Origin of the sequence: Labilibaculum sp. DW002 (assembly GCF_029029525.1) — a bacterium.
Taxonomy (GTDB): domain Bacteria; phylum Bacteroidota; class Bacteroidia; order Bacteroidales; family Marinifilaceae; genus Paralabilibaculum; species Paralabilibaculum antarcticum.
Genome location: NZ_JAKJSC010000005.1, coordinates 176087 through 202951 on the forward strand (window position 1 = coordinate 176087; position 26865 = coordinate 202951).

Sequence of the window (26865 nt, forward strand, 5' to 3'; positions counted from 1 at the left end):
AGTAGATTAGGACAAAGGTAGTACAAGTACTAATTGTTTGTGCGTTAAATAAGTTTAAAACATTTCAGTTTTAATGTTGTAGAGCTTCTTTTAAGAAAGGAAATAAGGTGTGTATTTGGATCGCCACATTTGTCATGAATAGCTTTACGGATATTGCTAAAAGAATAATTCCAAATACTTTACGCAAAATATGAATCCCACCTTCTCCAAGGAAACGTTCAACTAGATTTGTAGAACGAAGTACCAGATATACAAGAGCTAAATTGAGAACAATAGCTATTATGATATTTTCCATTGCATATTCAGCACGTAATGCTAGAACAGTGGTGAATGAACCTGCTCCTGCAACCAAAGGGAAAGCGATTGGAACGATGGAAACTCCACTTGGACCATCGTATTTAATAATTTCAATACCTAAAGCCATTTCAACACCCATAATGAATAGAATAAACGAACCGGCAATAGCAAAACTCGAAATATCTACTCCAAATAAGCCAAGAAGTTTTTCTCCTAAAAAAGTAAAGGCAATTAATACACTTAATGCAACAATTGAAGCTTTGAATGCTTCAATTTTACCACCTTTTTTCTGTAAATCTAAGATAATAGGAATCGATCCAATAATATCAATTACTGCGAAGAGCACCATAGAGGCCGATACAATTTCGATAAAACTTAAATTCATAACAATCTATTTTAGGGTTATTAATAGCTAGCTTAATCAGATAATAAACTTACTGTTTTAGTTTGTTCAATCTGTTATTCACTCCACTTTTTTTACAAAAGATAAAGAAGAATAAATAAGACATATTTTACGATTGTTAAAAATTAAACACAAAATACTCTTTTGTGTTTAATTTTTAAGCGACTGCGAAGATAGATTTATTTTTTAGAATGTTAGTATTAATTGATTTTATTTTTCATTAAATCGAAAGAGCCTATTTGGTAACTAAATTTCATAAAAAAAGCCTTACTTGGAGTAAGGCCTATATTATATTTCTATTTCTTTTCTGGATCATCCGTATGCTTGAAATTCAAGGATATGCTATTCACACAATGCCTGGTGTTTTTCTTGGTAAATCCTTCTCCTTTAAAAACATGTCCAAGATGTCCATCACAATTAGAGCAAACAATTTCTGTTCGTCTTCCATCAGCATCGGGAATGTGTTTAACGGCTCCTTCAATTTCATCGTCGAAACTTGGCCAACCACATTGCGAATCAAACTTACTGTCCGACCGGTACAATTCTGCATCGCATTGTTTACAGGTATAAATGCCTACGGCTTTATTTTTTAAATGCTTTCCCGTTCCCGGATATTCTGTCCCTTTATCAATAATAACCCTCTTTTCGTCTGCGGTAAGTTTGTTGTATTTATCTTTGGTCATCGCTTTTTGTGCTACAAGATTATTACTAATGAAAAGGATCAGTCCTATTAATATGATATAATTCTTCATAATACGATCTCCTTATTTTGAATGATTCTAAAGATAGTTGAAAAAGTGAATAGTGCAAAGCTTTACTTAGCCAATACTTTTTGTAATTCTTTACCTTTTTGTTCAACTGAGCCAATGAATGGCTTTTCTTGAATTGCCTTAATAATAAGATCAGGGTTCGACCAAGGAATAAAGTGATCTTGATCTTCAAGTAGACTGTAGTTCACGTTTTTATGATGTTTCAGATAATACTCTTGTGTTTGATAAGGTACCAAAATGTCTTTTTTTCCTTGTATGTATGTTGTGGGTATATGTATTTCCTTTAATCTCTTTTCATTTTTACCTAAATCTTCTTCCAAGGCCAGCATTTCCAAATTACTAATACGTAATTCATGTGGCATGATTTTGTTCGGCAAACCTCCTGAAACCAATAAATTGTACCATTTGGCTTTTTGAAATTCAGGAGAAAGACAAGGCGCTATATAAATTGCATGACTTATTTTATCTTGATAATCAAGAATGGTTTGTTCTAGAACAGCTCCGCCATAGGAATGCCCCAAAACCGTAAACTTTTCTTCATCTTTTGCAAAATGATTCATAACAGCCTCAGCGATTTTCGCCTGATCTGAAAGTCGCTTTTTTACAGAAACACTAGTTTTTCCGTATCCTGGTCTGTCATAGGAAATTATGCAATAATTATCCAATAAATTTTGATCTGTGAAAATATTTTTGAAATCGTACCAATATCCTGGCGAACCATGAATCAATACTACTTTTGGCTTGGAGAGATCACCTACATAAGTAGCATGAATTTCATCTTCGTAGTAAGGTATCATTGTACTTGTAGGAAATACATTTTTTGAGTGCATCTCTCTTAGCACTTTTTTAGCGTCAAATTGAGCTTTAAATATTTGAAATGACAATACAAGAATTCCTACAATACAAAACAGTGTAAAACTTGTAATAAATACCCCTTTTTTAATCCTTCTCCCCATAATCCATCCTATTTTATTACATTAGAATGCAATAAAATACTTTTTTGTCTGAAATACAAGGGGGGAAATGTTATCAATTCTTAAAATAAGAGAATTTAAATCAATTTTATAAATCAAATTTGTATTTATTTATAAATCTGACACTTTTCTTATTGTGAAAATATCGCCAGTGGAATGGCGAGTTGTAAAAGAAACCCTAATGTTTAAGGTAGATATTTTCTGATCAAATTAATCAGTACGTCCTTTTTTACAGGTTTTGAGATATAATCATCGCAACCATTTTCCAATGACTTATTTTTGTCTCCAAGTAAAGCAAAAGCTGTTTGGGCAATAATTGGAAGATTCGGGCGTATTTTTTTAATTTCTTTCGTTGCTTCGTAGCCATCCATTAATGGCATTTTTATATCCATTAAAATTAAATCAATGGCGTCATTGTTTTGACAAATTTCGATGGCTTCAAGTCCGTTATTTGCAACTATTACATCACAGTGAATCTGATTTAGTAATTCTTCAAAATAGATTCTGTTGAATTCTTCGTCTTCAACAACGAGAATTAGTTTGTTTTGTGTGTTATTCATATCGGTACGCTTTATTCTATCAAATGTATATTTTCTTTTTGAACTAGCGAAATGATTTTTCATTTAATCAGAAAAAATATTCTCTAGACAGGGACGAATGTGTGAATTATAAATTTTAGTAGATAATAAAGTGAGATTAATAAAAATTAGAGTTATTCCTTACCCATTGAAAAAGATTCGAAATGATGTTTGGTAATTTATCAATAATCAAGGTTTAGTCATTAATTTTTCAAATTGATTAAAGAAATCACAAACATGATAACCATCAACAAGAGCGTGGTGTGCTTCTACACTAACCGGCATGTAATAATTATTTGCATTTTTAAATACTTTACCGAACACAATTTTAGGAATGGAATCGGTATTTCCTTCGGTTCTAGGATGTTTTATACAAGTAAAGCTTCTCCATGGAATTACCGAAACATGAATGAGATCCATGATGGGTTTGTCTTCCAATTGTTTAGAGTTTTTTGCGATTAGCAGTGCCTTTTCTGTTTCTTGATAAAAGTCCTTAAAGTTTTCATGATACTGAAAGTAGCAAAATGCAAATGTTTTGTTCTCCTTAAAAACAGTTGTTGTACCATTAATAACAGGGTATTGTACAACTTTATCATTGACTATGCGCAGTTTAAATTCAGATATCTTATTTATAGCCATTAAAGCTTTGTGCATGTAGTGAATAAAAAATGACTCATTTTTTTCTTTAGAGCTAAGAAACAACTGTGTGCATTCAATGTTTGATGTTGCACCCATAATTGGATCCATAAAGTCCTTGAAGAAATGATATTGTTCCTTTCTTGCCCATTCGTTGATGTTAATTTCTTTCATTAAAAAAAATGTTTTAATTCAATGGTTTATTTTTTGTCCTAGCCTTAATAAACAGTCTTAAAAGTAAGATGATATAGAGTTCTTAATCTTCTTCAAAATACTAATTTATTTTGTAGCAAGAATAAAGGACTCAATTTGTGGTGAGATTAAATTTTTCAAAAGTTCGTTACTGCTTAAGTCTAATTAATCATATGTTACTTTTTAATTGATCTAAAGTAGTAATGTAAAAAGTTTTCTATATCTTCGGTTTACAGAACATAAATCTTTAAAATAACTGAACTATGACTGACGATACTAACATTATTTGCGTATTTACAGGATCACTTGTAGATGTAAAATATTATCAAGAGAGATTAGAAGAAATTGGAATATCTTCAATGTTTAGGGATGACTTTAGATCAGGAACAATTGTTGGTATTGGTGGAGTGCCAGATTCTGTAGAATTATTTGTCGAAATTCCTGATGAGGAAAAAGCACAAAAATGCATAGAGAATCTTCAAAAAGAAGAATAAATAATTAAAATCTTAAAATGAGAAAAAAAATAACATATATAGCCATTGCTTTACTTTTTTCAGGCTTTTTGAAAGCTCAGGAAAAAACTGAAATGGTAACAGATCGTCCAGACCAAACAGAGTCAGCATCTGTAGTACCGCTCCGTGGATTTCAACTGGAAACAGGGTTTTCTTTTGAGCGATATGATTCATACACCAATAATACAAGCTATAATTCAACATTGTTGCGTTATGGTTTATTTGAAAGAGTTGAATTACGAATGGGATTGGAGTACCTTGGCGTTTCACAATCATTTGATGGAATGGATTTTGATGAGAACGGTTTTGGTCCAATTTCAGTAGGAGCTAAGTTCTTTTTAAGAGAAGAAGCGGATGGTTTACCTCAATTGGCTTTTTTAACTACTTTATCGATTCCAAAAACAGGAGCTGAAGTATTCGAAAATAAAAATTTAGGTGCTGATTTCCGTTTAAATGGCGAATATACACTAAATGAAGCGATGTCCTTTGGAGCTAATTTAGGTGTACAGTGGAGTGGAGTAGAAGGAGATGATTCTGCTGTAGGGATTTATACCGCAGTGATTGGAATGAACCTTTCTGAAAAAATTGGAGCCTTTGCTGAACTGTATGGGTTTCTTCCAAGTGAGGGGAAAAATGATCATCGTTGGGATGGTGGTTTAACCTATGCTGTAAATGAAGATATTCAACTTGATTTTTCTACTGGAGTAGGATTAAGTAAGGTTTCTCCAGATTTTTTTATTAGCTTAGGCTTATCAATTCGAATGCCATAAGATGGTATTCACTACATCAATTCAGGAAAAAAGCTTGATTAGTTTTAAACTAATCAAGCTTTTTTTTATTCAATGGTTCTTGAAATCAGGAATTTAGAATCTAAAATGGCTTTTAAACCATGCATTTGCCCTTTCGAAAAGGTAAATAAGTCATCAGATTCAACAATGGAGGTTCGACCATCAATTTCAAATTGCATTTTACCAAAAATAACATAAAGTACAGCATTTGCAGGCGCTGGTTGTTCAGGAACAATCATTCCTTTTTCAACAGAGACGATAAGGCTCTCAAAGGAATTATTAGAATAAATTTGTTCTTTTTGAATGGCTGAAACCGAAATTTTATCGGATATTGCTTTTTGTAACATATTATTGTTATTTAGGATATTATTCAAAGAAAAGAAAAAATGACAATTATAACGATTTGGTTTCGTTGGAATTAATTTACGACCGTATGAAGAAACGTTTTCAATATATTTTATCTCTTAGCATTTTAACGGTTTTATTCGTTGGTTTTATTGCCTATTCTGTCTGGGTAGAGAATATTATTTATAATAATCTTAAAAATCAGGCATTAAAGGATAATTTAACGATTGGAGAGACAGTGCTCGGGATGCTCGACAAAGCTAATATTGATAAAAATGATAAATTGGCTTTTATTCAGATGGTTCAGGAAACTTCTGACGTTCTTAAAATGCCTAATAATGGTTTCTTATGCATGATGGATTCAACAGGAGCCTTATTAGCTGCACCTGGATTAAAACCATCTAAAAAAGTACGAATTAGCGAAGCATCTTTTTATTCTGCAGAAAAAGATGAAAAGTACAGTTTTAAGGATTTTTTTTCGATGAAACCATTTACTGGATATTATGAATATGAGGAGGTTGGTTATTCTGATATTGTTGTAGCTATTAATCATGCCTATTCAGGTTATAAATTAATGGTTCATCAAGATGCCAATGTAATAAAGCAAGAGTCCAAAGAAAAATCACTTCCTATTTTATGGGTTGGTTTAAGTTTTGCGGCCATTATTTCAATATTCGCTTTTTTTATTATTAGGAGACAAGTAAGAACCTATCAGTTTAAAATAGAGATTCAAAACAATCAATTGACTTTAGTAAATGAGGAGGTTAGGGATAAGAATAAAGTCTTGGGTATTCAAAATGAAAGGTTGGAAGAGCTCGCTGAGGAAAAAAGTGCTCTGTTGGGAATTCTAGCACATGATTTAAAAAATCCTATTGGTGGAATTTCAAGTGTCATACGATTAATAAAGCATTCGGCAGATTTAAATCAGGAACAGGAAACCTATTTTGACTTAATTAAATCGCAAGTTAAATCTGCGGAAACTTTAATTTCTGATGTGCTTGAAATGAATATGGTTGAAAGTGATCGTAAAAGCGTACAAAAGGATAAAATAGATTTGGTGAAATTGTTGAATCAAAAAGTGGAGAGCTTTTCTCCTTTGGCCGAAAAGAAGGAAATAAGCATTAATCAAAACCATATCTATACTGAATTATGGGCGATCACAGGTGTTAATGAACTCAATAGAATTATTGATAATCTACTTTCTAATTCCATTAAATATAGTCCTTTAAAGTGTAATGTGAGTTTGGAATTAATTCAATTAGATAATCGAATTGAGATCTGTTTTGCAGATGAGGGTAGTGGAATACCTAAGGAAGAATTACCATTGCTATTTAAAAAGTTTTCTAAGCTGAGTACAAGACCAACTAATGAAGAAGAATCGAGTGGTCTTGGCTTGTATATTGTTAAATTGTTGTCAGGTAAAATTGGAGCAACAATTAGAGTTAACAGTACTTTTGGTACTGGAAGTAAATTTATTCTTGAACTACCGATTTAAAGTAATCTTGTCTTTATTTAAGTTTCGATTTCGTGTTCCGAAACATTGAAATTGAATACAAAACAAGAGCAAACCAAATTAAGCCGAAGGCAATGACTTGTTCGTATCTAAAAACTTCTCCGTAAATGATAACACCAATTAAAAGCATTAAGCTAGGGCCAATGTATTGCATAAACCCTAATGCGGATAAAGGGATTCTTTGAGCTCCTTTTGCAAACCAGTAAAGAGGCAAAGTGGTAACAATACCTGCTAACATTAGATACGAATCGGTTGCTAGAGTTACCGAAAATAATGCTCCTGTTCCCATCCAAAGTTTATATCCAATAAAGATTGCAGCCACAGGGCTTAGTAATAGTGTTTCTATGGTCAAAGCAGGAATTGCTTCTAAACCAGCAGTTTTTTTAACTAAACCATAGAGGCCAAAGGTACAAGCTAATACTATCGCGATCCAAGGAAATTCACCGAAGTCAATGGTTAAGTAAATAACCGCTACAGATGCAATAATCAGAGCAGATCGCTTTAATTTGTCCAATTTTTCGTTCAAAACCAGGACTCCGAGTAGAACGTTCACGATTGGGTTGATATAATACCCAAGACTAGCTTCAACAATTTGATTGGTATTTACCGCATAGATAAACAAGCCCCAGTTCAATCCTATAAGAAGGGATGAAATAATTAGACTTATGCGCGTTTTTTTCTGCTTTAATAAACTGAGAACATTCTTTTGTTTGGTAAATAATAAAAGCAAAAGAAGAAATACAAATGACCAGAAAATGCGATGAGCAAGAATTTCCAGAGCAGAAACATTAGATAATAATTTCCAAAAAATCGGAAGGATACCCCATGCAAAAAAAGCTTGAAGGGCATAAATATAACCCATTGTGGTATTCTTGGTATTTTCCATGGAAATCTGCTTTTATTGAGTTGGCAAATGTAATTAAAAATGAACGTGTAAAACATTTCTATGCAACATTATATCTTATTTTTTTTCAAGGAAATTAAATATTAATTACCTTTATAAATAAGCTCTAAAAGCATTTAGAACCCTTAAAATGTATTTGTAATTATTTAATTCATTGTTATGAAAAAGAAATTTGATCAGCAGTTGTTAGATACTATGAGTAGGGATCTGGGTAATTGGCATGGACCGTTTTACAGCAATCGTAAAGATCCTCGATTAATAGTCCCAAAATACAATCCAATGATGGGATGGACCTTTAATTTTGCTAGTCCATATACCTATGTTATGGTAATTGCAATTGTACTGATTATAGTTTGTTATCAGTTATTTTTATAAATCAAGAAACTTTTTTTGATATTAATAATATGCTTATAAAACGATAAGCTTAAAAATATTGCTATTTTTAGGCAATTGTATTCTTATAGCTATTTTGTATGAGCTTAACGCGTCGAACCTTAACTATTTTTTTTCTTTTATGTGCGACACTTCCTTCCTATGGACAATCTGGTGGTAAAACAATAAACGAATTATTCTCTGACATTGAGGTGTCAAAAAAAATTAAACTTTTAGCTGATCAATGTTGGGAGTATAGAAATAGTAATCCTGATTCTGCTTTACTTTTAGGCAAACAGGCAATAGATTTGGCTGTACAGCATAACGTAAGAGAGGAGTTTCCAAGGCTTAATGGATATGTTGGTGTTGTGTATTTGCACTATTTACATGATATAAAAGAATCTACTCCCTATTTGCATCATGCTATGGAATATAGTTTTGAGCAAAAAGACAGTGTTCAATTAGCTTATGCATATAATAACTTAGGGGATTTGTATTTATTGACTGGGAATACTCCTTTGTCTTTGAAATATTCGAAGCAATCATTAGAATTATTTGAAAAATTAAATCATTCTGCAGGAAAATCATATTCTTACGCAAATATGGGCTTGGCATGTCGTGCAAATAAAGAGTTTGATTTGTCGATATATTATTTTGAATTAGCAAAAGATGCTTGGCGAGATTTGGGGGACGAATACGGTGTTGGTTCTGTTTTACTTGAAATGGCACGTACATACGATGCTCAGGGAAATTATGATGTGGCAATGAGTTATTATCAAAAATCATATAATAAAACAATAGGATTAACAAGTGTAAGATATGCGGCTTTTTGCGTGGATGGTATGGCTGGTATTTATTATTACCGGAATAAATACGATAAAGCATTTGAATATTATGATAAAGCTTTAAGGCTAAATAAAAATAGAAATTACAAGTATGGTCAAATTGATAATTACATTGGTTTAGCCTTAGTCTATGCACAAAAGAATAATAAGGTTGATGGAGAAGCTGCATTATTCAAAGCACAAGAATTAGCTCAAGCTTTAGGATTGAATGTGAAGATTTTGGAAGTTCAACAGGCTTATGCCAAATTCTATCAAATTTTAAGGGATTTTACCAAGGCTCTGGAGTGTTATAATAGATACTATCATCAATATGACTCTATATTTTCATTACAACAGTTCGAGATCATCAACGAGATGCAAAATGGTTTTACCATTCAGCAAACCCTTTCGAATACAGAGCAGGAGTTGGAAAATGGAAAAATTAAGGAATTGTATTTACTAGTTATTTTGTTACTTCTGCTTGTTATCGCTGTGGTGTTTTATTGGCAATATCAATCTCATAAAAAGCTAAACAGACAATTGTCCGAGATAAATAGGACAAAGGATAAATTATTCTCTGTTATTTCACATGATTTAAAAAATCCATTTAATTCCCTCATTGGTTTTAGTGAACTGTTGAAAGAGGAGGTTGAAAGGGGAGATTTGGATAATATAAAGAGATTCTCTGGGTATTTGAATCAAGCATCTCACGAAGGGATGAAATTGCTAACCTCTCTACTGGATTGGTCAAGATCTCAATCTGGAAAGATTACCTTTTCTCCTTCTGCTTTGAAATTGGAGGATGTCTATTCTGATTTAAATGAATTTTTTGAGCAAGAAAGACATAGATATGGAATTACGATTGACTTTATCACATTAGTAAAAGAAGAGATTATTATTGATCCGGATATTATAAGAACGGTTTTGATGAATTTAATTTCGAACGCTATTAAATACACTAATGAAAATGGAGTGATTCATGTTGAAGCCAGCAAGCTAAATGATGTGATACAAATTAGGGTTCGAGATAATGGAACAGGAATGTCCAATGAAGTACTTAGTAATTTATTTAATGAGGAAGAGCAAATGATAAGTACTCCAGGTTTACGTAATGAGCAAGGGACAGGTTTGGGTTTAAGTATTTGTGCTGAGTTAATACGTATTCATAATGGAAAAATACGGGTGGAGAGTGAATTGGGAAAGGGTAGTTTGTTTGAAATAGAAATTCCTTTCATTACTGAAAAGGAGGAGAAATAAAGGCTTTTAAGGCTTAAAAAAGAATTTTTTCTTGATTTGTTTGCCTGATTTTTTTTCATTCTGTCTTGATGCACTACGGCATGTAACTTGTTGTTTATGAATGTGTAGTGTGATTCGCATAGCTTTGTTTTATAGAAATGAAAAGACGCAAATATCATAAAAAGATCACCTAATGTTCTTTTTTTTTTAACTTGCGAAAGTAGCAACAGCTTAATTCAACCTTAAAATCTGCTTGCAACGATTAAACCAAACCATGATGAAACAGTATAAAAGCTTAACATTTCCTGCTCTTTTTTCGGAAACTGTAGAGAAATTCGGAACCTGTAACGCAATGGCCCTTGTAGGGCAAACACCTTTTACTTATAACGAGGTAAATTCACATATTCAATCTTTAATTGTATTTTACGAGAAATTAGGTATTAAGCCCGGAGATAGAATAGCTATTCTTAGTACAAATATGCCCAATTGGGGAGTCGCATATTATGCAACTACCTTTATGGGAGCAGTGGTTGTTCCTATTCTTCCGGATTTTACCGAGTTCGAAATTGAAAATATATTACAACATTCTGAAGCTAAACTTATTTTTGTCTCGAAAGCTTTGTCTTCCAAATTAGATAATATCAATGTTGAAAGTTTAGAGTCTAAAATTAGCATTGAGGATTTTTCACTGATAAATTCAGTGGAATCATCACCTAAGTTTGACTTGGCAGAAAAATCTACCACAGACTATCATATTAATGAAGATGATATGGCCGCGATCATTTATACATCCGGAACTACAGGAAGTTCTAAAGGTGTGATGCTCTCGCATAAGAATATTTGCTCCAATGCCACGAGTGCCAGAAACCTTCATCCAATTAATGAAACAGATCGTTTCCTTTCTATTTTACCGCTTTCTCATACCTACGAAAACACCTTAGGTTTTGTGATTCCAATGTTGGCTGGTTCATGTATCTATTATCTTGGAAAAACGCCGGTACCTTCTCTATTGATATCAGCATTAAAAGAGGTTAAACCAACTGTTATGTTCTCTGTTCCTCTGATTATTGAAAAGATATACAAAGGAAAAATACTACCTAACATCAATGGAAAAGCATTAACCAGATATTTGTACAAAATTCCATTTTTCCGTAGAAAATTAAATGCAATTGCAGGGAAAAAGCTGATGGAAACCTTTGGTGGTGAATTAACTTTCTTTGGTATTGGTGGTGCTAAATTAAACGATCAGGTTGAATTATTCCTAAGAGAAGCAAAGTTCCCTTATGCTATTGGTTACGGCTTAACTGAAACAGCTCCATTGATAGCAGGAAGTGGTCCAGCTATTACTAAATTTCAATCAACTGGTCCTGCATTAATTGGAGTAGAATTGAAAATTAATAATCCCGATCCTGTTACTCAGGTGGGAGAAATATGGGCTAAAGGGGATAATGTAATGCTAGGCTATTATAAAGATCCAGAAAAAACGAAAGAGGTTTTAACTGAAGATGGCTGGTTTAAGACAGGAGACTTAGCAAAAATGGATAAAAACAATTATCTCTATATCGAAAGTCGATTAAAGAATATGATTGTTGGTGCTAGTGGTGAAAATATCTACCCTGAAGAAATTGAATCTGTTATTAACAACTTCAAGCATGTGGTAGAATCAGTTGTAGTTGAGAAAAAAGGAAAACTAGTTGCCATGGTTCATTTTAATTATGAAGAACTGGAGCAACAATATAAAACAATTAGGAAAGATGTTGAAAACTATGTGGATCAGCAAATTGATGATTTAATGCAGGAGCTTCACGAATACGTTAATTCCAGAGTAAATAAGTTCTCACAAGTGCAAATGGTCATTGCTCAGGTTGATCCTTTTCAAAAAACTGCAACTCATAAAATCAAACGCTTTCTATACTATTAGATAAACAAAAGGCTGATTTTCATCAGCCTTTTTTTATGTCTTCTTATTCATCCAGAGACCAACTGTAAATTAAAGACGCATCTCCAGTAAATTCTTTTTCACGATCAATTTCGGTTTGTTTTTCGAATTCTGGCCCAAAGCGTTCAAAAGCACTGATAAAACCAAAATCTCGATCTGGAATGTCTTTTAAAATCTTACCAACTAATGAGACAGCCTTTTTGGAAATAACCAACCAAGGAACTGTTGCAGCGCCAACAAGATCTGTAACAATGCCAAAAGCGTCGCCAGCGATCCCTGTTTCAATTTCTTTCAATATTTCGCCTAAATCTCTTTGTGCTTTTCTTGTATGTCGTAGATAGATATGCACGTTTAATTCTCGATCTTCTGGCATTTCCCTACTCAAAATATACAATCCTTCGGATCCAGATTGGTCCGTATCAAAAAAGTATTCGTTGTCGTGACGCTTACTCAATTTGAATGGTTCCTGAGGAATGGTAGTGACCATCATTTTATCATTTTCGGTAGGATGGTCAGCGATGATTACAAAGTATAATTTCCAACTTCTTTTAGGGCGATAGATCCGTATTCCATCAATTTCCAATCTTACTTTACTCATGATTTTAGGCTTTAGTTTTTATAAATATAGAGATTATTATGTTGAGGTAGAAATTTTATAGAATTTTTATATGGTTTACTTGTTTGCGCTTGTGATTAGATGTTATGGAAGTTTTATTTATGTTTTTAGACAGATGTACTTGATGTTGTTATTTTTAATTGTTTGATATTCAGGTTGTATTGGTTTGATGGTTTTTGTGGAAGGATTCCATATAGGATAGCTCGTGCGGATCTTAAATTTAAATTGATACATTTGTTACGTGATTTGGCAATAGTAGATCTCTTGATCATCTATTAAAGAGGGAATCCGGTTTGAATCCGGAACTGTACCCGCAGCTGTAATCTCTATACCAAACTCTGTTGCACAATGCCACTGTATCTTATGGAAGATATGGGAAGGCGCAACAAGAGGGAGAAAGTCAGAAGACCTGCCTAATAACAAATATGTTTAATCGATACTTTCGGGACTAAAAGTGAGATTATGATGAGATATGATGTATTCATGCCTGCGGGGCATGCTGTTTTTGGTTCTTACAAAAAGAGCCAACTTTGCAAAAATAAACCAGGAACAAAGAGCGCTCCGCTCATTTTGTATTCCAATAAATTGTGCTGGTTTACCAATAAAAATAATTTCGACAAACAAGTTGACGCAAGCAATTATTGTGAAAACATAGTCTTGTTTCGGAAAGCAATTCAAAAAATTAGAATCCAATAATTCTACTTGTTGATTTCAACAGGTAAGAATTGATATACCCCAAATTTAAGGCAAACCTCCGTTTGCAAGCTTGAAATTCGAGATAATATGATGCGTGAAAGAGGAAAAGTAAGTATCGTTGGAGCTGGACCAGGTGATCCGGAATTAATTACACTAAAAGCTATTCGAGCTATTGAAAATGCTGAAGTGGTACTCTATGACTATTTGGTAAATAAGCAATTGCTAGACTATTGTAAAGAGGGTTGTGAGATTGTTTATGTTGGAAAAAAGAACCGACAACATACTTACCCACAGGAAGATATTAATAAAATGTTGATTGAGTATGGATTGGCAGGGAAAAAGATTGCTCGATTGAAAGGCGGAGATCCATTTGTTTTTGGGCGAGGTGCAGAAGAGATTTTAGGCTTGAAAGAACACGATATTGAGTTTGAGGTAATTCCTGGAATCACTGCTGGAGTAGCTGTTCCAGGAGCCGCAGGTATTCCGGTTACATTGCGAAATGTAGCTTCATCAGTGGCTTTCTTTACTGGTCACCAATGTGCAAATCACAAAACGGAGATTTATTGGGACAAAATCGCAACAGGAATTGATACTCTTGTGTTTTATATGGGCGTAACACAAGCCCCAAGAATTGTAAGAAACTTGATGGCCTGTGGGAAAAACCCAGAAACTCCAGTAGCCATGATTCGTTGGGGAACATTACCAGAACAGGAAGTTCTTAAGGGAACACTTGGGACGATTGTTCAAATGATGGAGGAACACAATTTTAAACCACCAGCAATATTTATTGTTGGTGAGGTTGTGGCTTACTCGGAACAATTATCACCACTAATCAATCAAATGGCTGAATCAGAAATAGAATAGTTATGAGCAAAAAAGGAATTTTAATCTGTGGGCACGGTACCCGTAAAGAAAGAGGAGCAAAAGCTTTTCAGGAATTTGCAATGAAATATGCTGCTCAAACTACCGATTATGAGGTGGAACTTGGCTTTTTAGAACTTTCGGAACCTAATTTTGAAACTGGCGTGAAGCGCTTGCTTGAGAAAGGAGTTAAGGAGATTATAGCTGTACCGGTATTTCTATTTACTGGTGTTCACATTCAAAGAGACATTCCTTATGCTCTAAATAGCTTTCAGGAAAAATATGATGTGAAAATTCAGCTAGCAAATTACATTGGAACTTGCCATGAAATGGTTGATTATAGTGTAAAGCTTCTTGAGGAGACACTAAAAGACAAAAACTGGAATGTTGAGGAAACAGCATTTCTGGGATTAGGTATTGGAGCTTCAAAAGCCGAAGCAAATGGTGATTTGGCAAAAATGACCCGTTTGATTCAGGAGAAACAAAAGTATCCTTTTTCAATTAATGCCTATACGAGTAGCATGACTTATCCTGCTTTGCCTTCGGTATTGGAATGGATGAAAGTTTTGCCTTTTAAAAATATTGTAATGCTGCCTTTCGTGTTTTTCCCTGGTGTTTACATGGATAGAGCATATGAAACAATGGATGTTTTTGTGAAGGAAAATCCGGATAAGAACATTGCAATTGCACCCTTATTAGGTGATACAGATGGTTTGTTTGAGATCTTAAATACAAGGTTGCAAGAGGTCTTAGATGGTAAAGTAGATTTGATTGCATCGACAGATTTAACTGGAGTTGAGCCACATCACCACCATCACGATCACGATCATTGCCACGGACATAGTCATGATCATGGACATCACCATCATTAATAAGAACAGAGAGAATAGTTAGATATGAGCGGAAAAGTGTTTGGAGTGGCTTTAGGTCCCGGAGATCCGGAATTGATTACAGTTAAAGCCTTGAATTGTCTTAAGAAAGCGGAGAAAATATATTATCCGGCAACGCAAACATCGAAAGGAAATCAGGATAGTTTCTCTTTGGTGATTTTGAAACAACTGGATGTTGAGGAGTGCAAATTTGTACCGATTACGGTGCCGATGAGCAAAGATCGATCGCATGCAGAAAAAGCATATGCAGACCTGTTTTTAAAGGTACAGCAAGATGTGAAAGAAGGAAAGCAGGTTGCAGTTGTTAGCGAAGGCGACATCTCTTTCTTTAGCACATTTGCTTACTTGTTAGATGATTTTAAAGCTAACAGTATCGATTTTGATATGATTCCTGGAGTTCCTGCTTTCATACTAGGAGGATCGGCTGGGAGATTGCCTTTGGTAACTCAAAACGACAAGCTTTTGGTTGCGCCTGATTTGGAAAATAAGGAAGAGTTGAAATCTCTTTTGGAGCAAAATCAAACGGTTGTTTTAATGAAAATTTCTAAAGTTCGAGATTGGATCAAGGACTTTATTGCAGAAAGTAAACTACAGTTCTTTTATGGGGAATACTTAGGAACAGAAAAGCAGTTTACCTGCACCGATATGGACAATTTGAAGGATCGAAAAATTCCATATTTCGCCATTATCATATTTTACGGAAATAAATAAAAAATCATGCCAAATATATTAGGGAAGATAACTGTTGCAGGCTTAGGGCCAGGAAGTCCTGAGATGTTTTTGAATCCTGCAATTGATGCAATCAGAGAAGCCGATATTGTGATCGGATACAAATACTACTTTCAGTTCATAGAATCATTTCTGAAAGAAGGAACTGAATGCATGGATACTGGAATGCGTCAGGAAGTGGAGAGAGCTGAAAAAGCATTCGAATTTGCAGAACAAGGAAAAGATGTTGTGGTAATTAGTTCTGGAGATGCTGGAATTTATGGAATGGCATCGCTTGTTTTCGAAATGGCAGAAAAAACAGAATCGAAGGTTGAGCTAAAAGTTGTACCAGGTATTTCGGCATTTCAAGCAGCAGCGGCAAAATTAGGCGCTCCTTTAAGTCACGATTTGGTCATTCTGTCCTTATCGGATTTATTAACCAGCTATACCCTAATCGAAAAGCGTATTAAAGCTGCAGTAATGGGTGATTTTGTTACAGCCATTTACAATCCGAAAAGCAAGAAGAGATATTGGCAGTTGTATCGTTTAAAAGAACTGTTTTTAGAAGGACGAGAAGAGACCACTCCGGTTGCTATTGTACGTCAGGTAGCTCGCTCTGAAGAACAAATTACCTTAACAAACTTACGTGATTTTGATCCCGAAATGGTTGACATGTTTTCAATTGTAATTATCGGTAATTCACAGTCTTACATTTCAGGAGATCGTTTTATCACGCCACGCGGATATTATAGCAAAGAGGAACAAAATGGAAGACCTGGTCCATTGATTATGCAGGAAAGCTTCCGAACCATTGCTGCTGAATTGAAAGGAATGGATTTGCCATTGGAAACAAAATGGATGATGTTACACTGTATTCATACATCTGCTGATTTTGAATTGGCTAAGATCCTAAAAGTACAGAACAATGCGGCTCCAAAACTGAATGAATACCTTCAAAAAGGTGGTGTAATCATTACTGATGTAACAATGGTTCAGTCAGGAATCCGAAAGAAAGCTTGCGAGCGAATGGGCGTTGAGATCAAATGCTATTTGCACGATCCTCGTACAATGGAATTGTCAGAAAAGCATGGCATTACACGTACACAAGCCGGAATTCGTTTAGCCGTTGAAGAGCATCCTGATGCCTTGTATGTATTTGGAAATGCACCGACCGCTTTAATCGAACTAACAGAATTGATGCGAAGCAAAAATATTCAGCCTGCAGGAATTATTGCTGCACCTGTTGGATTCGTAAATGTAAAGGAATCGAAACACAGAGTGAAGAGCTTTACCGAATTGCCTGCGGTTATTATTGAAGGCAGAAAAGGTGGTTCAACATTGGCTGCAACCATTGTAAATGCAATTCTTAGTATAGAAGATGCTTACGATTTAAAACCAGGGAGAGATGTTTAATTTTTACATCATAGGCATACCAGATCGAATGGAAGTGAGCCTTTCTGCCGAGGTGAAAGAAGTGTTGAGTAGTCAACGTTATTTTTCGGGAGGAAAGCGTCATAGAGATTTGGTGGCTTCATACTTACCAGAAAATGCTGAATGGATTGACCTTGTTGTTCCATTGGAAGGTACTTTTCATGCATATGAAAAGATTGAAGAGCCAATTGTAGTGATTGCCTCTGGAGATCCTTTGTTTTTTGGAATTGGCAATACGATAAAACGTCGTTTCCCAGATGCCAAAATGAAGGTGTACTCTTATTTCAACAGTCTGCAATTGTTGGCTCATGAATTTCAATTGGCTTATGGTGAGATGACCATTTGCACCTTAACGGGAAGAGATTGGGTAAACTTGGATCAGGAGTTGATTCGCGGTAAGAAATGCATTGGCGTTTTAACCGATAAGAAGAAAACTCCTTCTACAATCGCCCAAAGAATGTTGGAAGCTGGTTTTGACAATTACAAGATGATTGTAGGATCGAAATTGGGTGGTGAAGAGCAATATTGCACAGAAATAAGTCTGGAAGAGGTTGTTCAAAAGGATTTTGCACATCCCAATTGTCTGATTTTAGTTCAGCAGAAGGAGATCAAGCGAACTTTAGGAATTCATGAGGCCGATTTTCACATTTTGGAAGGTAGACCAAAGATGATTACCAAGCGAAGCATTCGTTTGAACTCGATCTCATTTCTGGAATTGCAGAATGCGAAACATCTTTGGGATGTTGGTTACTGTACGGGTTCCGTATCGATCGAAGCCAAACAATTTGCTCCCCATTTGAAAGTTACAGCCTTCGAAAGGAGAGAAGAATCTAAAGAGCTTTTAAAAGTAAATCAACGAAAGTTTTGTGTTCCAGGCATAGAGGGAATTCACAATGATTTTTTCAATATCGACTTATCGACAATTGAGAGACCAGATCGAATCTTTATTGGAGGTCATGGTGGTATGTTGAATGAAATGATGCACCGTTTACATGAAGTATTAGAAGAGGATGGAATCATTGTTTTCAATACGGTTAGTGAAGGTACGAAGAAGGCTTTTTTGAATGCTGTTACTGAACTTCAAATGGAAATCATCGATCAGATGAGTATTCAACAAGATGAGTTCAATCCAATCGTGATTTTTCAGGCAAAAAAGAAGTTTAACCACGAAGAAAAATAAAGTACAACACAAAGTAACACAAAGGTTTTATTTGGTGTTGTAATAGTTAACCTGTGGTTTAATAGGAAAATAGTTATAAGAATTGAAAGCTATAAAAGGAGTAAATACTTTGTGTGTCTTCGTGAACACCTTAGTGTATCTTTTGTGGTAAAAAGATAAATAAAATGAGCAATATATTCATCATTATCAACAATAGTTTTGCCATGGCAACGGCCGAAAGGATTGCCTCTAAAATGGAAGGAAGCTCTATTGTTTCAGTAGCAGGTTATCCGGGAACCAATAAGATTTCTTCTTTACCTGAATTTTTGAACGAAAACTTTCAGGTAACTGATTTGCTAATTTTTATTGGTGCTATGGGCATTTGTGTTCGAAGTATTGCTCCGCATTTACAAGATAAGGCGAAAGATCCTGCTGTAATTAACATGGATTTGCATGGAAAATACATTCAGTCGGTAGTGTCTGGACACAAAGGCGGAGCGAATGAATACGCGAAACAAATTGCAAAAATAACCAATGGTACAGCAATTATAACAACCGCTAGTGATACATTGGAATTATGGCCTTTAGATATATTTGGAAATAAATTCGATTGGACAAATGAGTATCAGAATACCACGGAGAATGATTTAATTTCAGCTTTTGTAAATCAGAAGAAAACAGCTTTGTTGCTGGATGTAAAAAATGAGGGGACTCAAATTTTGCAGGAGTCATGTCCTGATTTCGTTGATGTTTTCTACGAATTTGATCAGATCAAACAAGAGGATTTTGATTTGTTAATAGCTGTAACGCCAGGTATATATGAAACAAGTATTCCTAGCTTATTCTTCCGTTCCAAGTGTGTTGTTGTTGGAACTGGTGCACAAAAGGGTATTGATGCAGACGCATTTGAAAGTGAATTGAAAGCATCTTTTACGAGTAATTATTTGGCATTTGCATCACTAAAAAATATCAATAGCATTGATGTAAAAGTTAATGAGGAGGCTTATAAGCTGTTTAGCGAGACTAAAAATATTTCTTTTCTTACTTATACAGCTGAAGAGTTAAATGAGAAAGAGGATCAGGTATCCTATTCTGAAGCTGCGCATCGTGAGGTAGGAGCCGTTAATGTATCTGAGGCATCTGCATTGCTTGCGAGTGGATCGAAAAGATTATTGCAAACCAAAAGCAAACATGTTGATGCAAATGGAAAGCATTTTACATTGGCATTGGCAATGGATTCTGAGCAAGAACGAAAAGGGGAAATCTTTATCGTTGGAGCAGGCCCGGGAGCACCCGATTTAGTTTCAGTAAGAGGTAAAAGCTTACTAAAAAGAGCAGATTTAATATTATATGCTGGTAGTTTGGTTCCAAGAGAGTTGACTGATTACGGCAAAACTTCATGTGTGATTCGCAACTCAGCAGATTTAACCTTGGAAGAGCAATTCGATGTAATGAAAGAGCATTACGATCGAGGTGGTTTGGTGGTGCGTTTGCATACAGGTGATCCTTGTATTTACGGTGCAATTCAGGAACAAATGAATTTCTTCGATCAGCATGAAATGGATTATGAAATCGTACCAGGAATTTCATCTTTTCAGGCTGCTGCAGCGAGATTAAAGTCGCAATTTACAATACCAGAAAAAGTTCAGTCTATAATTCTTACTCGTGGAGAGGGAAGAACACCAATGCCTCCAAGAGAACAACTTTCAGAATTTGCCAAATTCCAATCTACCATTTGCTTGTTTTTGAGTGTGACTTTGGTGGAAAAACTTCAGAAAGATTTATTGGTTGGATATCCTGAAACTACTCCAGTTGCAATTTGCCACAAGTTGACATGGAAAGAGGAGAAGATTTGGAGAGGAGAGTTGAAAGATCTTGTAAAAATAGTAAAGGAAAATAAACTGTCATTAACAGTGATGATTGTTGTTGGAGAAGCGATCGGAAATCGTAAAAACAGATCTCTTTTGTATCATCCGAAGTTTACACACGGATGCCGAAAAGGAATTGAGAATTAGTAATGAATAATTATTAATTGAATAAATAAGACAGAGCAAGTTTCTGTGTGAAAAGTAAAATAAATGTTCGTTACGTAACGAATGAGATAAAATAAGTGCAATGAAGGTACTTCTATTTGGGGGAACGACAGAGGGGAAAGCAACTTCTAACTGGCTAGATGATTTGGAAATTTCACATTTCTACTCGACAAAAACGAGTTCTGGAAATTACGAATCCAAATTTGGTCAGCGAATTTGTGGTGCGATGAATGTAGAAGAAATATGCACTTTTTGCCTTGAAAATAAAATTGATTTGGTGATTGATGCAGCACATCCTTTTGCGGAGGTTCTGCATCATAGCATCTCAACTGCGGCAAATCAAGTGAGTTTACCGGTAATTAGAATAGAACGAGATGGAGTGCCAAGAATTGAGAGTGAGTATGTGAGATATCATCACAGCCTTGCTGCTATATTGACTGATATACAGACTGAAGCTTGCCAAAAGATAGTTTCGTTAGTTGGTGTTAAATCTCTTCCTGTTATCCACAAAACAATGCCAGAGGCTAGTATTTGGTATCGAATATTGGATTTTCCTTCTTCCTTGGAAATAGCTAAGGAAGCAGGAGTAAAAATTGAAAAACTGATTGTTTCTGCAGCTTTCGAAGGAATGGAATCCATTGAAGATTTGTTGCTTGATGAAGGTATTGAAGCAATGATTACCAAGGAAAGCGGCTATTCGGGTCTATTGGATCAGAAAATGGACTTGGCAGTAAAGCATCAAATTCCATTGTATGTGATTGCGAGACCAGAACTACCTGAATACGATGAAACGATTACCAATCGAGAGATGCTGCAGAAGTATTTGAAGCGGAAGTTTCAATTGGAAAGAAAGGAACTGGCTCCAGGCTTTACAAGTGGAACTTGTGCCACAATATCCGCGAAAGCGGCAATGAAATTATTGCTGGGAGAGGAATTGCAGCAAACAGAAAGTGTTGTGTTAGCGGATGGTGGCATTTGCGAAATGCAGTTGCACCAAAATAAATTAGGAGACGGCTTTGCCCTTTGTTCAGTGGTGAAAAATTCAGGAGACGATCCGGATGTTACCGATGGAACAGAAATTGGGGTGAGTTTAAAATGGAATGATGAGCATTGCATTCGATTTGTGAAAGGTGAAGGCGTTGGAACCGTTACTTTAAAAGGTTTGGGAATTCCTATTGGAGAGCCTGCGATTAACCCAGTTCCGCGAAAAACGATTGCCTTTGAATTGGAACAGCTTATGGCAGATCATGAATTGACAAGAGGTGTTGATGTTTCTGTTTTTGTTCCCGTTGGCAAAAAGTTGGGGGCGAAAACCTTTAATCCAAAGTTGGGGATAATAGATGGTATTTCAATTATTGGAACGACTGGGCGAATAAAACCTTACTCTTTGGATGCTTACATGCAGAGTATTCGCAAAGAAGTTGATATGGCCGTTGCTAATGATAACAAACACATTGTTGTGAATTCGGGAGGCAGAAGCGAGCGTTATTTGAAGAATAAATTTCCAGACTTAGATAATTTGGCATTTCTGCAATATGGCAACTTCATTGGAGAGATGATGAATACCATTAATGGTTCTGGAGTGCACAAAGTAAGCATGGGAATCATGACCGGGAAGGCCGTGAAATTGGCTGCGGGCAGTTTGGATACACACAGTAAAAAGGTGGTTTTAGATCATGAGTTTTTGAAGGGAATCGCCAAGGAGTGTAATTATCCTGAGGATATAATAGAACAGGTTGGGAAGATAAAAATGGGGCGTGAACTGGAGGAAATATTCGCATTCTCGGAAGAAGAAGCATTTTTTGAACAGATAAAAAAGAAATGCATTCAAGTTTGCCAACAAGTATTGAAAGGCTACGAGTTTGAACTTTTGTTAATTAGTAATAAGGGAGAAATAATATAGAAAATGGGAAAAAAGCTATTTGTTTTACTGGCATTTTTAGTTCCTTTTCAGGGATTTAGTATGCACATCATGGAAGGTTATCTGCCTGCTGCATGGTCTATTTTCTGGACTGTTGTTTACCTGCCATTTTTTGTTTGGGGTGTTAAGGTGATTCAAAAGAAAGTGAAAAAACATCCAGAATTGAAAATGTTGTTTGCATTGGCAGCGGCTTTTGCATTTGTTTTGTCGGCACTAAAATTGCCATCGGTAACAGGCAGTAGTTCGCATCCGACTGGAGTCGGTTTGGGAACCTTGCTTTTTGGACCAATTGCCATGAGTGTTTTGGGTGTTTTGGTGCTGATTTTTCAGGTTTTACTATTGGCACATGGAGGTATTACAACTTTAGGCGCCAATGCTTTTTCGATGGCTTTGGCAGGTCCTTTGGTAACTTTCGGAATTTATAAATTGTGTGCCAAATTAAAGTGTAATCGATCTGTATCTATCTTTTTAGCTGCTAGTTTAGGCGATTTAGCAACCTATACGGTTACCGCAATTCAGCTCGCTTTGGCGCATCCTGATACACACACAGGTTTTGCAGGTGCATTTGTGAAGTTTGCTTCTATTTTTAGCTTAACGCAGATTCCGATTGCCATTGTAGAAGGTTTAGTAACTGTTTTGGTTATGAATATCTTAATTAAAACAATACCGAATTGGGACGGGTTGAAATTTAACTTCCAAACATCTAAATCCTAGGGTATGAAGAAATACATTCAGAAAAATCAAAATATTTTTTTGTTGCTAGCAATAATTGCAATTGTTATCGGGGTTTTTGCCTATGTAGGTGAATCTGAATTTGGTGGCTCCGATGGTCATGCTGAAGAGTACATTACGCAAGCAAATCCCGATTATGAACCTTGGTTTTCGAGCATATGGGAACCACCGGGATCAGAAATTGAAAGCTTGCTTTTTGCATTGCAAGCAGCAATTGGTGCTGGCGTAATTTGCTACGTGATTGGGTATTACAAAGGGCGGCGAGCAACGATTTCAAAATGATTTTCTAGAACACCCCTCTGGCTTTCGCCTCTCGAAAGCTTTCGGGATCTCCTGAATAGGGAGAAAGAAAAAAGAGATGTTTAATCATTTCTAAATATGCTAAATTTTAAAATCTTCCCCTTTTAAGGGTAAGTGCCGATAGGCGAAGGGGTGATTGTATTATTAATTACTCATTATTAATTTATAATTATAGTAGGTGTTTATAAGCGAACGATACGTAATAAAGAAATCCATTTTCGGATTGCATAGCATGGAGAAATTTGCCCTTTTTATGGTGCTTCTAAATGCTGCTTTGCTTTCGGGGAATTCTTATTTACACTTGTTTCTTATTCTGTTTATTTCTCTTGGCTTTTTTGCGCATGGTCTTGGTTTTCTAAAATTGATTCGTCTGCTTGCTTTGCCATTTGGTTTTATTGTTTTAGGTAGTATTTCCATTGCTTTTTCTTTGCACGCCGATCCTGAAAGTAGTTTGTTTTGTTTCGACACAATGGACTTATGCATTGGTTTGGAGGAAGCTGGATTAAACAAAGCACTTTCCTTGTTTATGAAAGCAATGGCCGCAGTTATGGCTCTTAATTACTTAATTTTATCTTGTTCCTTATCAGAAATTAATGATATCGGTAGGAGATTGCGGATTCCGCTTATTTTGCGCGAGTTGTTTGTCCTGACGTATCGTTACATATCACTTTTATTTTCATTCACCAACCAGGTTCATATATCGCAACGCAACCGACTTGGATATGTGAATCGAAAGAAGTCGGTTTTATCGATTGGGATGTTATTTTCTTCGGTGTTTATTAAGAGTCTTTTGTTTTCGAACAGAAGTTTGGAGGCACTTCAATCTCGAGGATACGATGGTGAGTTCTACTTTAATGAACAAAATATGCCGATAAGACTAAAACAAGTGCTTTTATTAATCTTATTGGGAATTTTATTAATCGTTATACACTTTGTCACTTCTATTTGATTTTATGATTCAACTTAAAAACATACAATACACATATCCGGAAGGAACAAAAGGTCTAGAAGATGTTTCATTGACTATAGAATCGGGAAGTAAAGTGGCTTTTCTGGGTGAGAATGGAGCAGGGAAGTCTTCTCTATTTTTGGTGATAAATGGAATTCATAAGCCTCAGAAGGGAGAGTTCATTTTGGATGAGGCTCGATTTAAGTTTACGAATAAGGAACGCAAACAAATGGCCCGAAAAATTGGTTATGTGTTTCAGGATCCTGATGTGCAGTTGTTTGCTGCTAGTGTGTACGAGGATATTGCTTTTGGACCCTTTAATTTAGGATTGAATAAAAAGGAGATTGACGCTAGAGTAGAGAAAAATTTGAATTTGTTGGGAATTCAGGACTTGAAAGATAAAGCACCACATCAATTGAGTTACGGACAAAAGAAACAGGTTGCTGTAGCTGGAGTGCTTGCTATGGAACCGGAAATTATTTTGTTTGATGAGCCATTTGCCTGGTTGGATAATCGCCACAAGCAGATTATGAATGATATTATTGATGATTTGAACCAGCAAGGCAAGACCGTGCTGATTTCAACGCACAATCCTGATTTTGCTTTTGAATGGGCGGATAAGGTTGTATTGATGAAAGAGGGGAGAATTATTGCTGCAGATTCTCCAGAGAAAACCATGTGCAACAAAACATTGATGCAGGAAATTGGAATGGAATTACCTTTGGTTGTGCAATTGGCAGAAAAAATGGGAATTGATTCTTATTCTCGATCAATAAAAGCTTTATTACAAGAAGTTTAATTCTTCTTTAGTTGATGGTAGATGTCAATTAAATTATCCGCTTGTTTGTAGATGTTGAATTCTTTTTCGACACCATTTTTCGCATTAGAAGAAAGTTCTAGCAATTGATCTTCATTGCTAAGAAGAGCTTTTAAAGCTTTGGCTAATTCTTCAGGTGTATTTTCTTTGTAGATGATACCGCCTTTTGATTTTTCAATAATCTCCGGAAAGGCACCAAGCTTTGGTTGCACAACAGGAACACCAGAAGCCATACTTTCCAATAAGTACAAGCCAAAAGCTTCTCCGTTTCGCACAGGCACTGAAATCATACGTACTTTTCTGAAAAAATCGTGTCTTCCATCTCCATCAAAATCTTCATGGAATTCAACTTGTTCTAGTAAATTTGCCTCTTTTAGTTTTAGCCTCATTTGCTTCAAAATAGGCTTGTCATCGCCCGTTGAGCCTCCAGTTAAAATCAATTTAACATCACTAAAATCAGCATCTTTTTTGAGTTCGATAAAGGCATCAACCATTATGTCGAAACCATTTGCCTCGCACATTCGTGAGATGTAGCCAATGTTTCGTGCCTTCTTATTTGGCTGGGTGCATTTGTACTCATCCGGATCAACACCCAAATGGTTCGTAAATACCTTTTCTTTGCTAATCTTCATTTTATCGATGGATACTTTCGAATAGAAATTGCTCACACCAATAAAGCCATCAATGTATTCCGATTTGGTACTCATAAGAGCCCAAATTTTATCTCGGAAAGAATCTTTCATAGCATCTACCCAAACATCTTCATCCTGTAAAGAGCAAACGAGAGTGGCATTCGGAAATTCTTCTCTTAATTTTGGAGCCAATCCCAAAAGAAGGGCATTAGATAAGTGAATCACATCTGGCTTTAGGTATTCCGCCATCCAACTCACCATTCGGTTCAGTTCTTCTTTTTGAGCTCCTTCATCACCCATTAGCATTGAGACGGTCATTTCTTCCAGACCTTTTGCACTGGTTGAACCAGCCATACTTGCAGCCAATTTTAACATTGGCCGTGAATTTAGTAGGCGATCGACCCAAGCTGGTGCATTTCGAAAAATAGGATACAACTGTTTTAAGTAAATGCTAATGGCACCATAAAAAACAGGCATATCGTTTAGGTCATGCTCATCAGAAAATAAAGGGAGGTACATGGGGATTTTGGTCACATCATGTCCTTGCTTTTTCATTGCTAGGTGAAATTTATCATCGCGCAAGCAATTACCACAATAGAAGCTACCACCAGAACCCGGTATAATCTGAAGAATGTTCATAAAGAAAAGTTGAAAGTGACTAATGCTTAAAGTTAAAAAATAAAGTTTAAAGTACTCAATGTAAAAAGTGTCTAAAGTAATTAACTCCAGACACTTTAAATTTGTTGATATAGGGCTTACAGCCTTTGGTTTTTTGGACACTGACAGGTTTGAAAAAGCGTGTTGTGACTTTTTACTTGTCCCTTTCTCCTTTTTTAC

At 35.5% G+C, this 26865-nt stretch carries 26 protein-coding genes and 1 riboswitch; of the genes, 17 read left to right on the forward strand and 9 right to left on the reverse strand.

Annotated features, from left to right (window positions below; translation table 11 throughout):
- Positions 1–70 precede the first annotated feature (70 nt).
- From L3049_RS17115 to L3049_RS17135, 5 genes are all read right to left on the reverse strand, one after another.
- Positions 71–682: a MarC family protein gene (locus L3049_RS17115; RefSeq protein WP_275111042.1), complete on the reverse strand. Its 612-nt coding sequence runs from the start codon at positions 680–682 to the stop codon at positions 71–73.
- Between the two features lie 314 nt (positions 683–996).
- On the reverse strand, positions 997–1452 hold the full coding sequence (locus tag L3049_RS17120; protein WP_275111043.1) for a methionine-R-sulfoxide reductase: 456 nt from the start codon (positions 1450–1452) through the stop codon (positions 997–999).
- Between the two features lie 62 nt (positions 1453–1514).
- Positions 1515–2426, reverse strand: a complete 912-nt coding sequence (locus tag L3049_RS17125; RefSeq protein WP_275111044.1) for an alpha/beta fold hydrolase — start codon at positions 2424–2426, stop codon at positions 1515–1517.
- Between the two features lie 203 nt (positions 2427–2629).
- The gene (locus L3049_RS17130) at positions 2630–3004 is read right to left on the reverse strand and encodes a response regulator (protein WP_275111045.1); all 375 of its coding nucleotides are present in this window, start codon (positions 3002–3004) and stop codon (positions 2630–2632) included.
- 207 nt (positions 3005–3211) lie between these two features.
- Positions 3212–3832 carry a CatA-like O-acetyltransferase gene (locus L3049_RS17135; RefSeq protein ID WP_275111046.1) on the reverse strand — a complete coding sequence of 207 codons (621 nt, stop codon included), beginning with the start codon at positions 3830–3832 and terminating at the stop codon, positions 3212–3214.
- A gap of 281 nt (positions 3833–4113) precedes the next feature.
- Between L3049_RS17135 and L3049_RS17140 the strand changes: the two genes are divergently transcribed.
- Together L3049_RS17140 and L3049_RS17145 are read left to right on the forward strand one after the other, a co-directional pair.
- Positions 4114–4344, forward strand: coding sequence for a putative signal transducing protein (locus L3049_RS17140; RefSeq protein WP_275111047.1), 231 nt, complete (start codon positions 4114–4116; stop codon positions 4342–4344).
- 17 nt (positions 4345–4361) lie between these two features.
- Complete coding sequence (locus L3049_RS17145; RefSeq protein ID WP_275111048.1) at positions 4362–5132, forward strand: transporter; 771 nt, start codon at positions 4362–4364, stop codon at positions 5130–5132.
- A 65-nt stretch (positions 5133–5197) separates the two neighbouring features.
- On the opposite strand, the gene L3049_RS17150 is transcribed toward L3049_RS17145, so the two are convergent.
- Positions 5198–5497: a cupin domain-containing protein gene (locus tag L3049_RS17150; RefSeq protein ID WP_275111049.1), complete on the reverse strand. Its 300-nt coding sequence runs from the start codon at positions 5495–5497 to the stop codon at positions 5198–5200.
- Between the two features lie 86 nt (positions 5498–5583).
- Here L3049_RS17150 and L3049_RS17155 point away from each other — a divergent pair, with 86 nt between their 5' ends.
- Positions 5584–6990, forward strand: coding sequence for a sensor histidine kinase (locus tag L3049_RS17155; protein ID WP_275111050.1), 1407 nt, complete (start codon positions 5584–5586; stop codon positions 6988–6990).
- Between the two features lie 13 nt (positions 6991–7003).
- Here the strand turns inward: L3049_RS17155 and rarD are convergent, their stop codons facing one another.
- Complete coding sequence (gene rarD / locus L3049_RS17160) at positions 7004–7894, reverse strand: EamA family transporter RarD (protein ID WP_275111051.1); 891 nt, start codon at positions 7892–7894, stop codon at positions 7004–7006.
- A gap of 177 nt (positions 7895–8071) precedes the next feature.
- On the opposite strand from rarD, the gene L3049_RS17165 reads away from it, so the two are divergent.
- From L3049_RS17165 to L3049_RS17175, 3 genes are all read left to right on the forward strand, one after another.
- Positions 8072–8287: a DUF5808 domain-containing protein gene (locus L3049_RS17165; protein ID WP_275111052.1), complete on the forward strand. Its 216-nt coding sequence runs from the start codon at positions 8072–8074 to the stop codon at positions 8285–8287.
- Between the two features lie 98 nt (positions 8288–8385).
- Entirely contained in the window at positions 8386–10365 is a 1980-nt protein-coding gene (locus tag L3049_RS17170; protein WP_275111053.1) for a tetratricopeptide repeat-containing sensor histidine kinase, read from the forward strand.
- 256 nt (positions 10366–10621) lie between these two features.
- Entirely contained in the window at positions 10622–12265 is a 1644-nt protein-coding gene (locus L3049_RS17175) for an AMP-binding protein (protein WP_275111054.1), read from the forward strand.
- A 43-nt stretch (positions 12266–12308) separates the two neighbouring features.
- Here the strand turns inward: L3049_RS17175 and L3049_RS17180 are convergent, their stop codons facing one another.
- Positions 12309–12881, reverse strand: a complete 573-nt coding sequence (locus L3049_RS17180) for a hypothetical protein (RefSeq protein WP_275111055.1) — start codon at positions 12879–12881, stop codon at positions 12309–12311.
- Between the two features lie 248 nt (positions 12882–13129).
- Positions 13130–13330: riboswitch (cobalamin riboswitch) on the forward strand.
- A 352-nt stretch (positions 13331–13682) separates the two neighbouring features.
- Between L3049_RS17180 and cobA the strand changes: the two genes are divergently transcribed.
- The 11 genes from cobA to L3049_RS17235 all read left to right on the forward strand — a co-directional run bounded on the left by cobA (position 13683) and on the right by L3049_RS17235 (position 25378).
- The gene (cobA, locus tag L3049_RS17185; protein ID WP_275111056.1) at positions 13683–14459 is read left to right on the forward strand and encodes a uroporphyrinogen-III C-methyltransferase; all 777 of its coding nucleotides are present in this window, start codon (positions 13683–13685) and stop codon (positions 14457–14459) included.
- 2 nt (positions 14460–14461) lie between these two features.
- On the forward strand, positions 14462–15328 hold the full coding sequence (locus L3049_RS17190; protein ID WP_275111057.1) for a sirohydrochlorin chelatase: 867 nt from the start codon (positions 14462–14464) through the stop codon (positions 15326–15328).
- A gap of 24 nt (positions 15329–15352) precedes the next feature.
- Positions 15353–16057: a precorrin-2 C(20)-methyltransferase gene (gene cobI / locus L3049_RS17195; RefSeq protein ID WP_275111058.1), complete on the forward strand. Its 705-nt coding sequence runs from the start codon at positions 15353–15355 to the stop codon at positions 16055–16057.
- Between the two features lie 6 nt (positions 16058–16063).
- The gene (gene cobJ, locus L3049_RS17200) at positions 16064–17467 is read left to right on the forward strand and encodes a precorrin-3B C(17)-methyltransferase (protein ID WP_275111059.1); all 1404 of its coding nucleotides are present in this window, start codon (positions 16064–16066) and stop codon (positions 17465–17467) included.
- Positions 17460–18665: a precorrin-6y C5,15-methyltransferase (decarboxylating) subunit CbiE gene (cbiE, locus tag L3049_RS17205; protein WP_275111060.1), complete on the forward strand. Its 1206-nt coding sequence runs from the start codon at positions 17460–17462 to the stop codon at positions 18663–18665. Before cobJ ends, cbiE begins: the two co-directional genes overlap by 8 nt.
- 164 nt (positions 18666–18829) lie before the next feature.
- Positions 18830–20659: a precorrin-4 C(11)-methyltransferase gene (gene cobM, locus L3049_RS17210; protein WP_275111061.1), complete on the forward strand. Its 1830-nt coding sequence runs from the start codon at positions 18830–18832 to the stop codon at positions 20657–20659.
- A gap of 100 nt (positions 20660–20759) precedes the next feature.
- The gene (gene cbiD, locus L3049_RS17215) at positions 20760–22580 is read left to right on the forward strand and encodes a cobalt-precorrin-5B (C(1))-methyltransferase CbiD (protein WP_275111062.1); all 1821 of its coding nucleotides are present in this window, start codon (positions 20760–20762) and stop codon (positions 22578–22580) included.
- A 3-nt stretch (positions 22581–22583) separates the two neighbouring features.
- The gene (locus tag L3049_RS17220) at positions 22584–23312 is read left to right on the forward strand and encodes an energy-coupling factor ABC transporter permease (protein ID WP_275111063.1); all 729 of its coding nucleotides are present in this window, start codon (positions 22584–22586) and stop codon (positions 23310–23312) included.
- A gap of 3 nt (positions 23313–23315) precedes the next feature.
- The gene (locus L3049_RS17225; RefSeq protein WP_275111064.1) at positions 23316–23612 is read left to right on the forward strand and encodes an energy-coupling factor ABC transporter substrate-binding protein; all 297 of its coding nucleotides are present in this window, start codon (positions 23316–23318) and stop codon (positions 23610–23612) included.
- 250 nt (positions 23613–23862) lie between these two features.
- Positions 23863–24579, forward strand: a complete 717-nt coding sequence (locus tag L3049_RS17230) for a CbiQ family ECF transporter T component (RefSeq protein ID WP_275111065.1) — start codon at positions 23863–23865, stop codon at positions 24577–24579.
- A 4-nt stretch (positions 24580–24583) separates the two neighbouring features.
- Positions 24584–25378: an energy-coupling factor ABC transporter ATP-binding protein gene (locus tag L3049_RS17235; RefSeq protein ID WP_275111066.1), complete on the forward strand. Its 795-nt coding sequence runs from the start codon at positions 24584–24586 to the stop codon at positions 25376–25378.
- Here L3049_RS17235 and L3049_RS17240 read toward each other — a convergent pair.
- Positions 25375–26667, reverse strand: a complete 1293-nt coding sequence (locus L3049_RS17240) for a glycosyltransferase family 4 protein (RefSeq protein WP_275111067.1) — start codon at positions 26665–26667, stop codon at positions 25375–25377. The genes L3049_RS17235 and L3049_RS17240 overlap by 4 nt on opposite strands.
- Positions 26668–26865: the final 198 nt, after the last annotated feature.

Bases quoted from the DNA above. Each gene is read 5' to 3' on its own strand.
- L3049_RS17145 (WP_275111048.1), top strand. From the start codon at position 4,362: ATGAGAAAAAAAATAACATATATAGCCATTGCTTTACTTTTTTCAGGC.
- L3049_RS17155 (WP_275111050.1), top strand. From the start codon at position 5,584: ATGAAGAAACGTTTTCAATATATTTTATCTCTTAGCATTTTAACGGTT.
- L3049_RS17125 (WP_275111044.1), bottom strand. From the start codon at position 2,426: ATGGGGAGAAGGATTAAAAAAGGGGTATTTATTACAAGTTTTACACTG.
- cobJ (WP_275111059.1), top strand. From the start codon at position 16,064: ATGCCAAATATATTAGGGAAGATAACTGTTGCAGGCTTAGGGCCAGGA.
- L3049_RS17170 (WP_275111053.1), top strand. From the start codon at position 8,386: ATGAGCTTAACGCGTCGAACCTTAACTATTTTTTTTCTTTTATGTGCG.
- L3049_RS17220 (WP_275111063.1), top strand. From the start codon at position 22,584: ATGGGAAAAAAGCTATTTGTTTTACTGGCATTTTTAGTTCCTTTTCAG.
- L3049_RS17235 (WP_275111066.1), top strand. From the start codon at position 24,584: ATGATTCAACTTAAAAACATACAATACACATATCCGGAAGGAACAAAA.
- L3049_RS17190 (WP_275111057.1), top strand. From the start codon at position 14,462: ATGAGCAAAAAAGGAATTTTAATCTGTGGGCACGGTACCCGTAAAGAA.
- cbiE (WP_275111060.1), top strand. From the start codon at position 17,460: ATGTTTAATTTTTACATCATAGGCATACCAGATCGAATGGAAGTGAGC.
- L3049_RS17180 (WP_275111055.1), bottom strand. From the start codon at position 12,881: ATGAGTAAAGTAAGATTGGAAATTGATGGAATACGGATCTATCGCCCT.
- L3049_RS17240 (WP_275111067.1), bottom strand. From the start codon at position 26,667: ATGAACATTCTTCAGATTATACCGGGTTCTGGTGGTAGCTTCTATTGT.
- L3049_RS17230 (WP_275111065.1), top strand. From the start codon at position 23,863: ATGGAGAAATTTGCCCTTTTTATGGTGCTTCTAAATGCTGCTTTGCTT.
- cbiD (WP_275111062.1), top strand. From the start codon at position 20,760: ATGAAGGTACTTCTATTTGGGGGAACGACAGAGGGGAAAGCAACTTCT.
- L3049_RS17120 (WP_275111043.1), bottom strand. From the start codon at position 1,452: ATGAAGAATTATATCATATTAATAGGACTGATCCTTTTCATTAGTAAT.
- rarD (WP_275111051.1), bottom strand. From the start codon at position 7,894: ATGGAAAATACCAAGAATACCACAATGGGTTATATTTATGCCCTTCAA.
- cobI (WP_275111058.1), top strand. From the start codon at position 15,353: ATGAGCGGAAAAGTGTTTGGAGTGGCTTTAGGTCCCGGAGATCCGGAA.
- L3049_RS17175 (WP_275111054.1), top strand. From the start codon at position 10,622: ATGAAACAGTATAAAAGCTTAACATTTCCTGCTCTTTTTTCGGAAACT.
- L3049_RS17225 (WP_275111064.1), top strand. From the start codon at position 23,316: ATGAAGAAATACATTCAGAAAAATCAAAATATTTTTTTGTTGCTAGCA.
- cobM (WP_275111061.1), top strand. From the start codon at position 18,830: ATGAGCAATATATTCATCATTATCAACAATAGTTTTGCCATGGCAACG.
- cobA (WP_275111056.1), top strand. From the start codon at position 13,683: ATGATGCGTGAAAGAGGAAAAGTAAGTATCGTTGGAGCTGGACCAGGT.
- L3049_RS17135 (WP_275111046.1), bottom strand. From the start codon at position 3,832: ATGAAAGAAATTAACATCAACGAATGGGCAAGAAAGGAACAATATCAT.
- L3049_RS17150 (WP_275111049.1), bottom strand. From the start codon at position 5,497: ATGTTACAAAAAGCAATATCCGATAAAATTTCGGTTTCAGCCATTCAA.
- L3049_RS17130 (WP_275111045.1), bottom strand. From the start codon at position 3,004: ATGAATAACACACAAAACAAACTAATTCTCGTTGTTGAAGACGAAGAA.
- L3049_RS17165 (WP_275111052.1), top strand. From the start codon at position 8,072: ATGAAAAAGAAATTTGATCAGCAGTTGTTAGATACTATGAGTAGGGAT.
- L3049_RS17115 (WP_275111042.1), bottom strand. From the start codon at position 682: ATGAATTTAAGTTTTATCGAAATTGTATCGGCCTCTATGGTGCTCTTC.
- L3049_RS17140 (WP_275111047.1), top strand. From the start codon at position 4,114: ATGACTGACGATACTAACATTATTTGCGTATTTACAGGATCACTTGTA.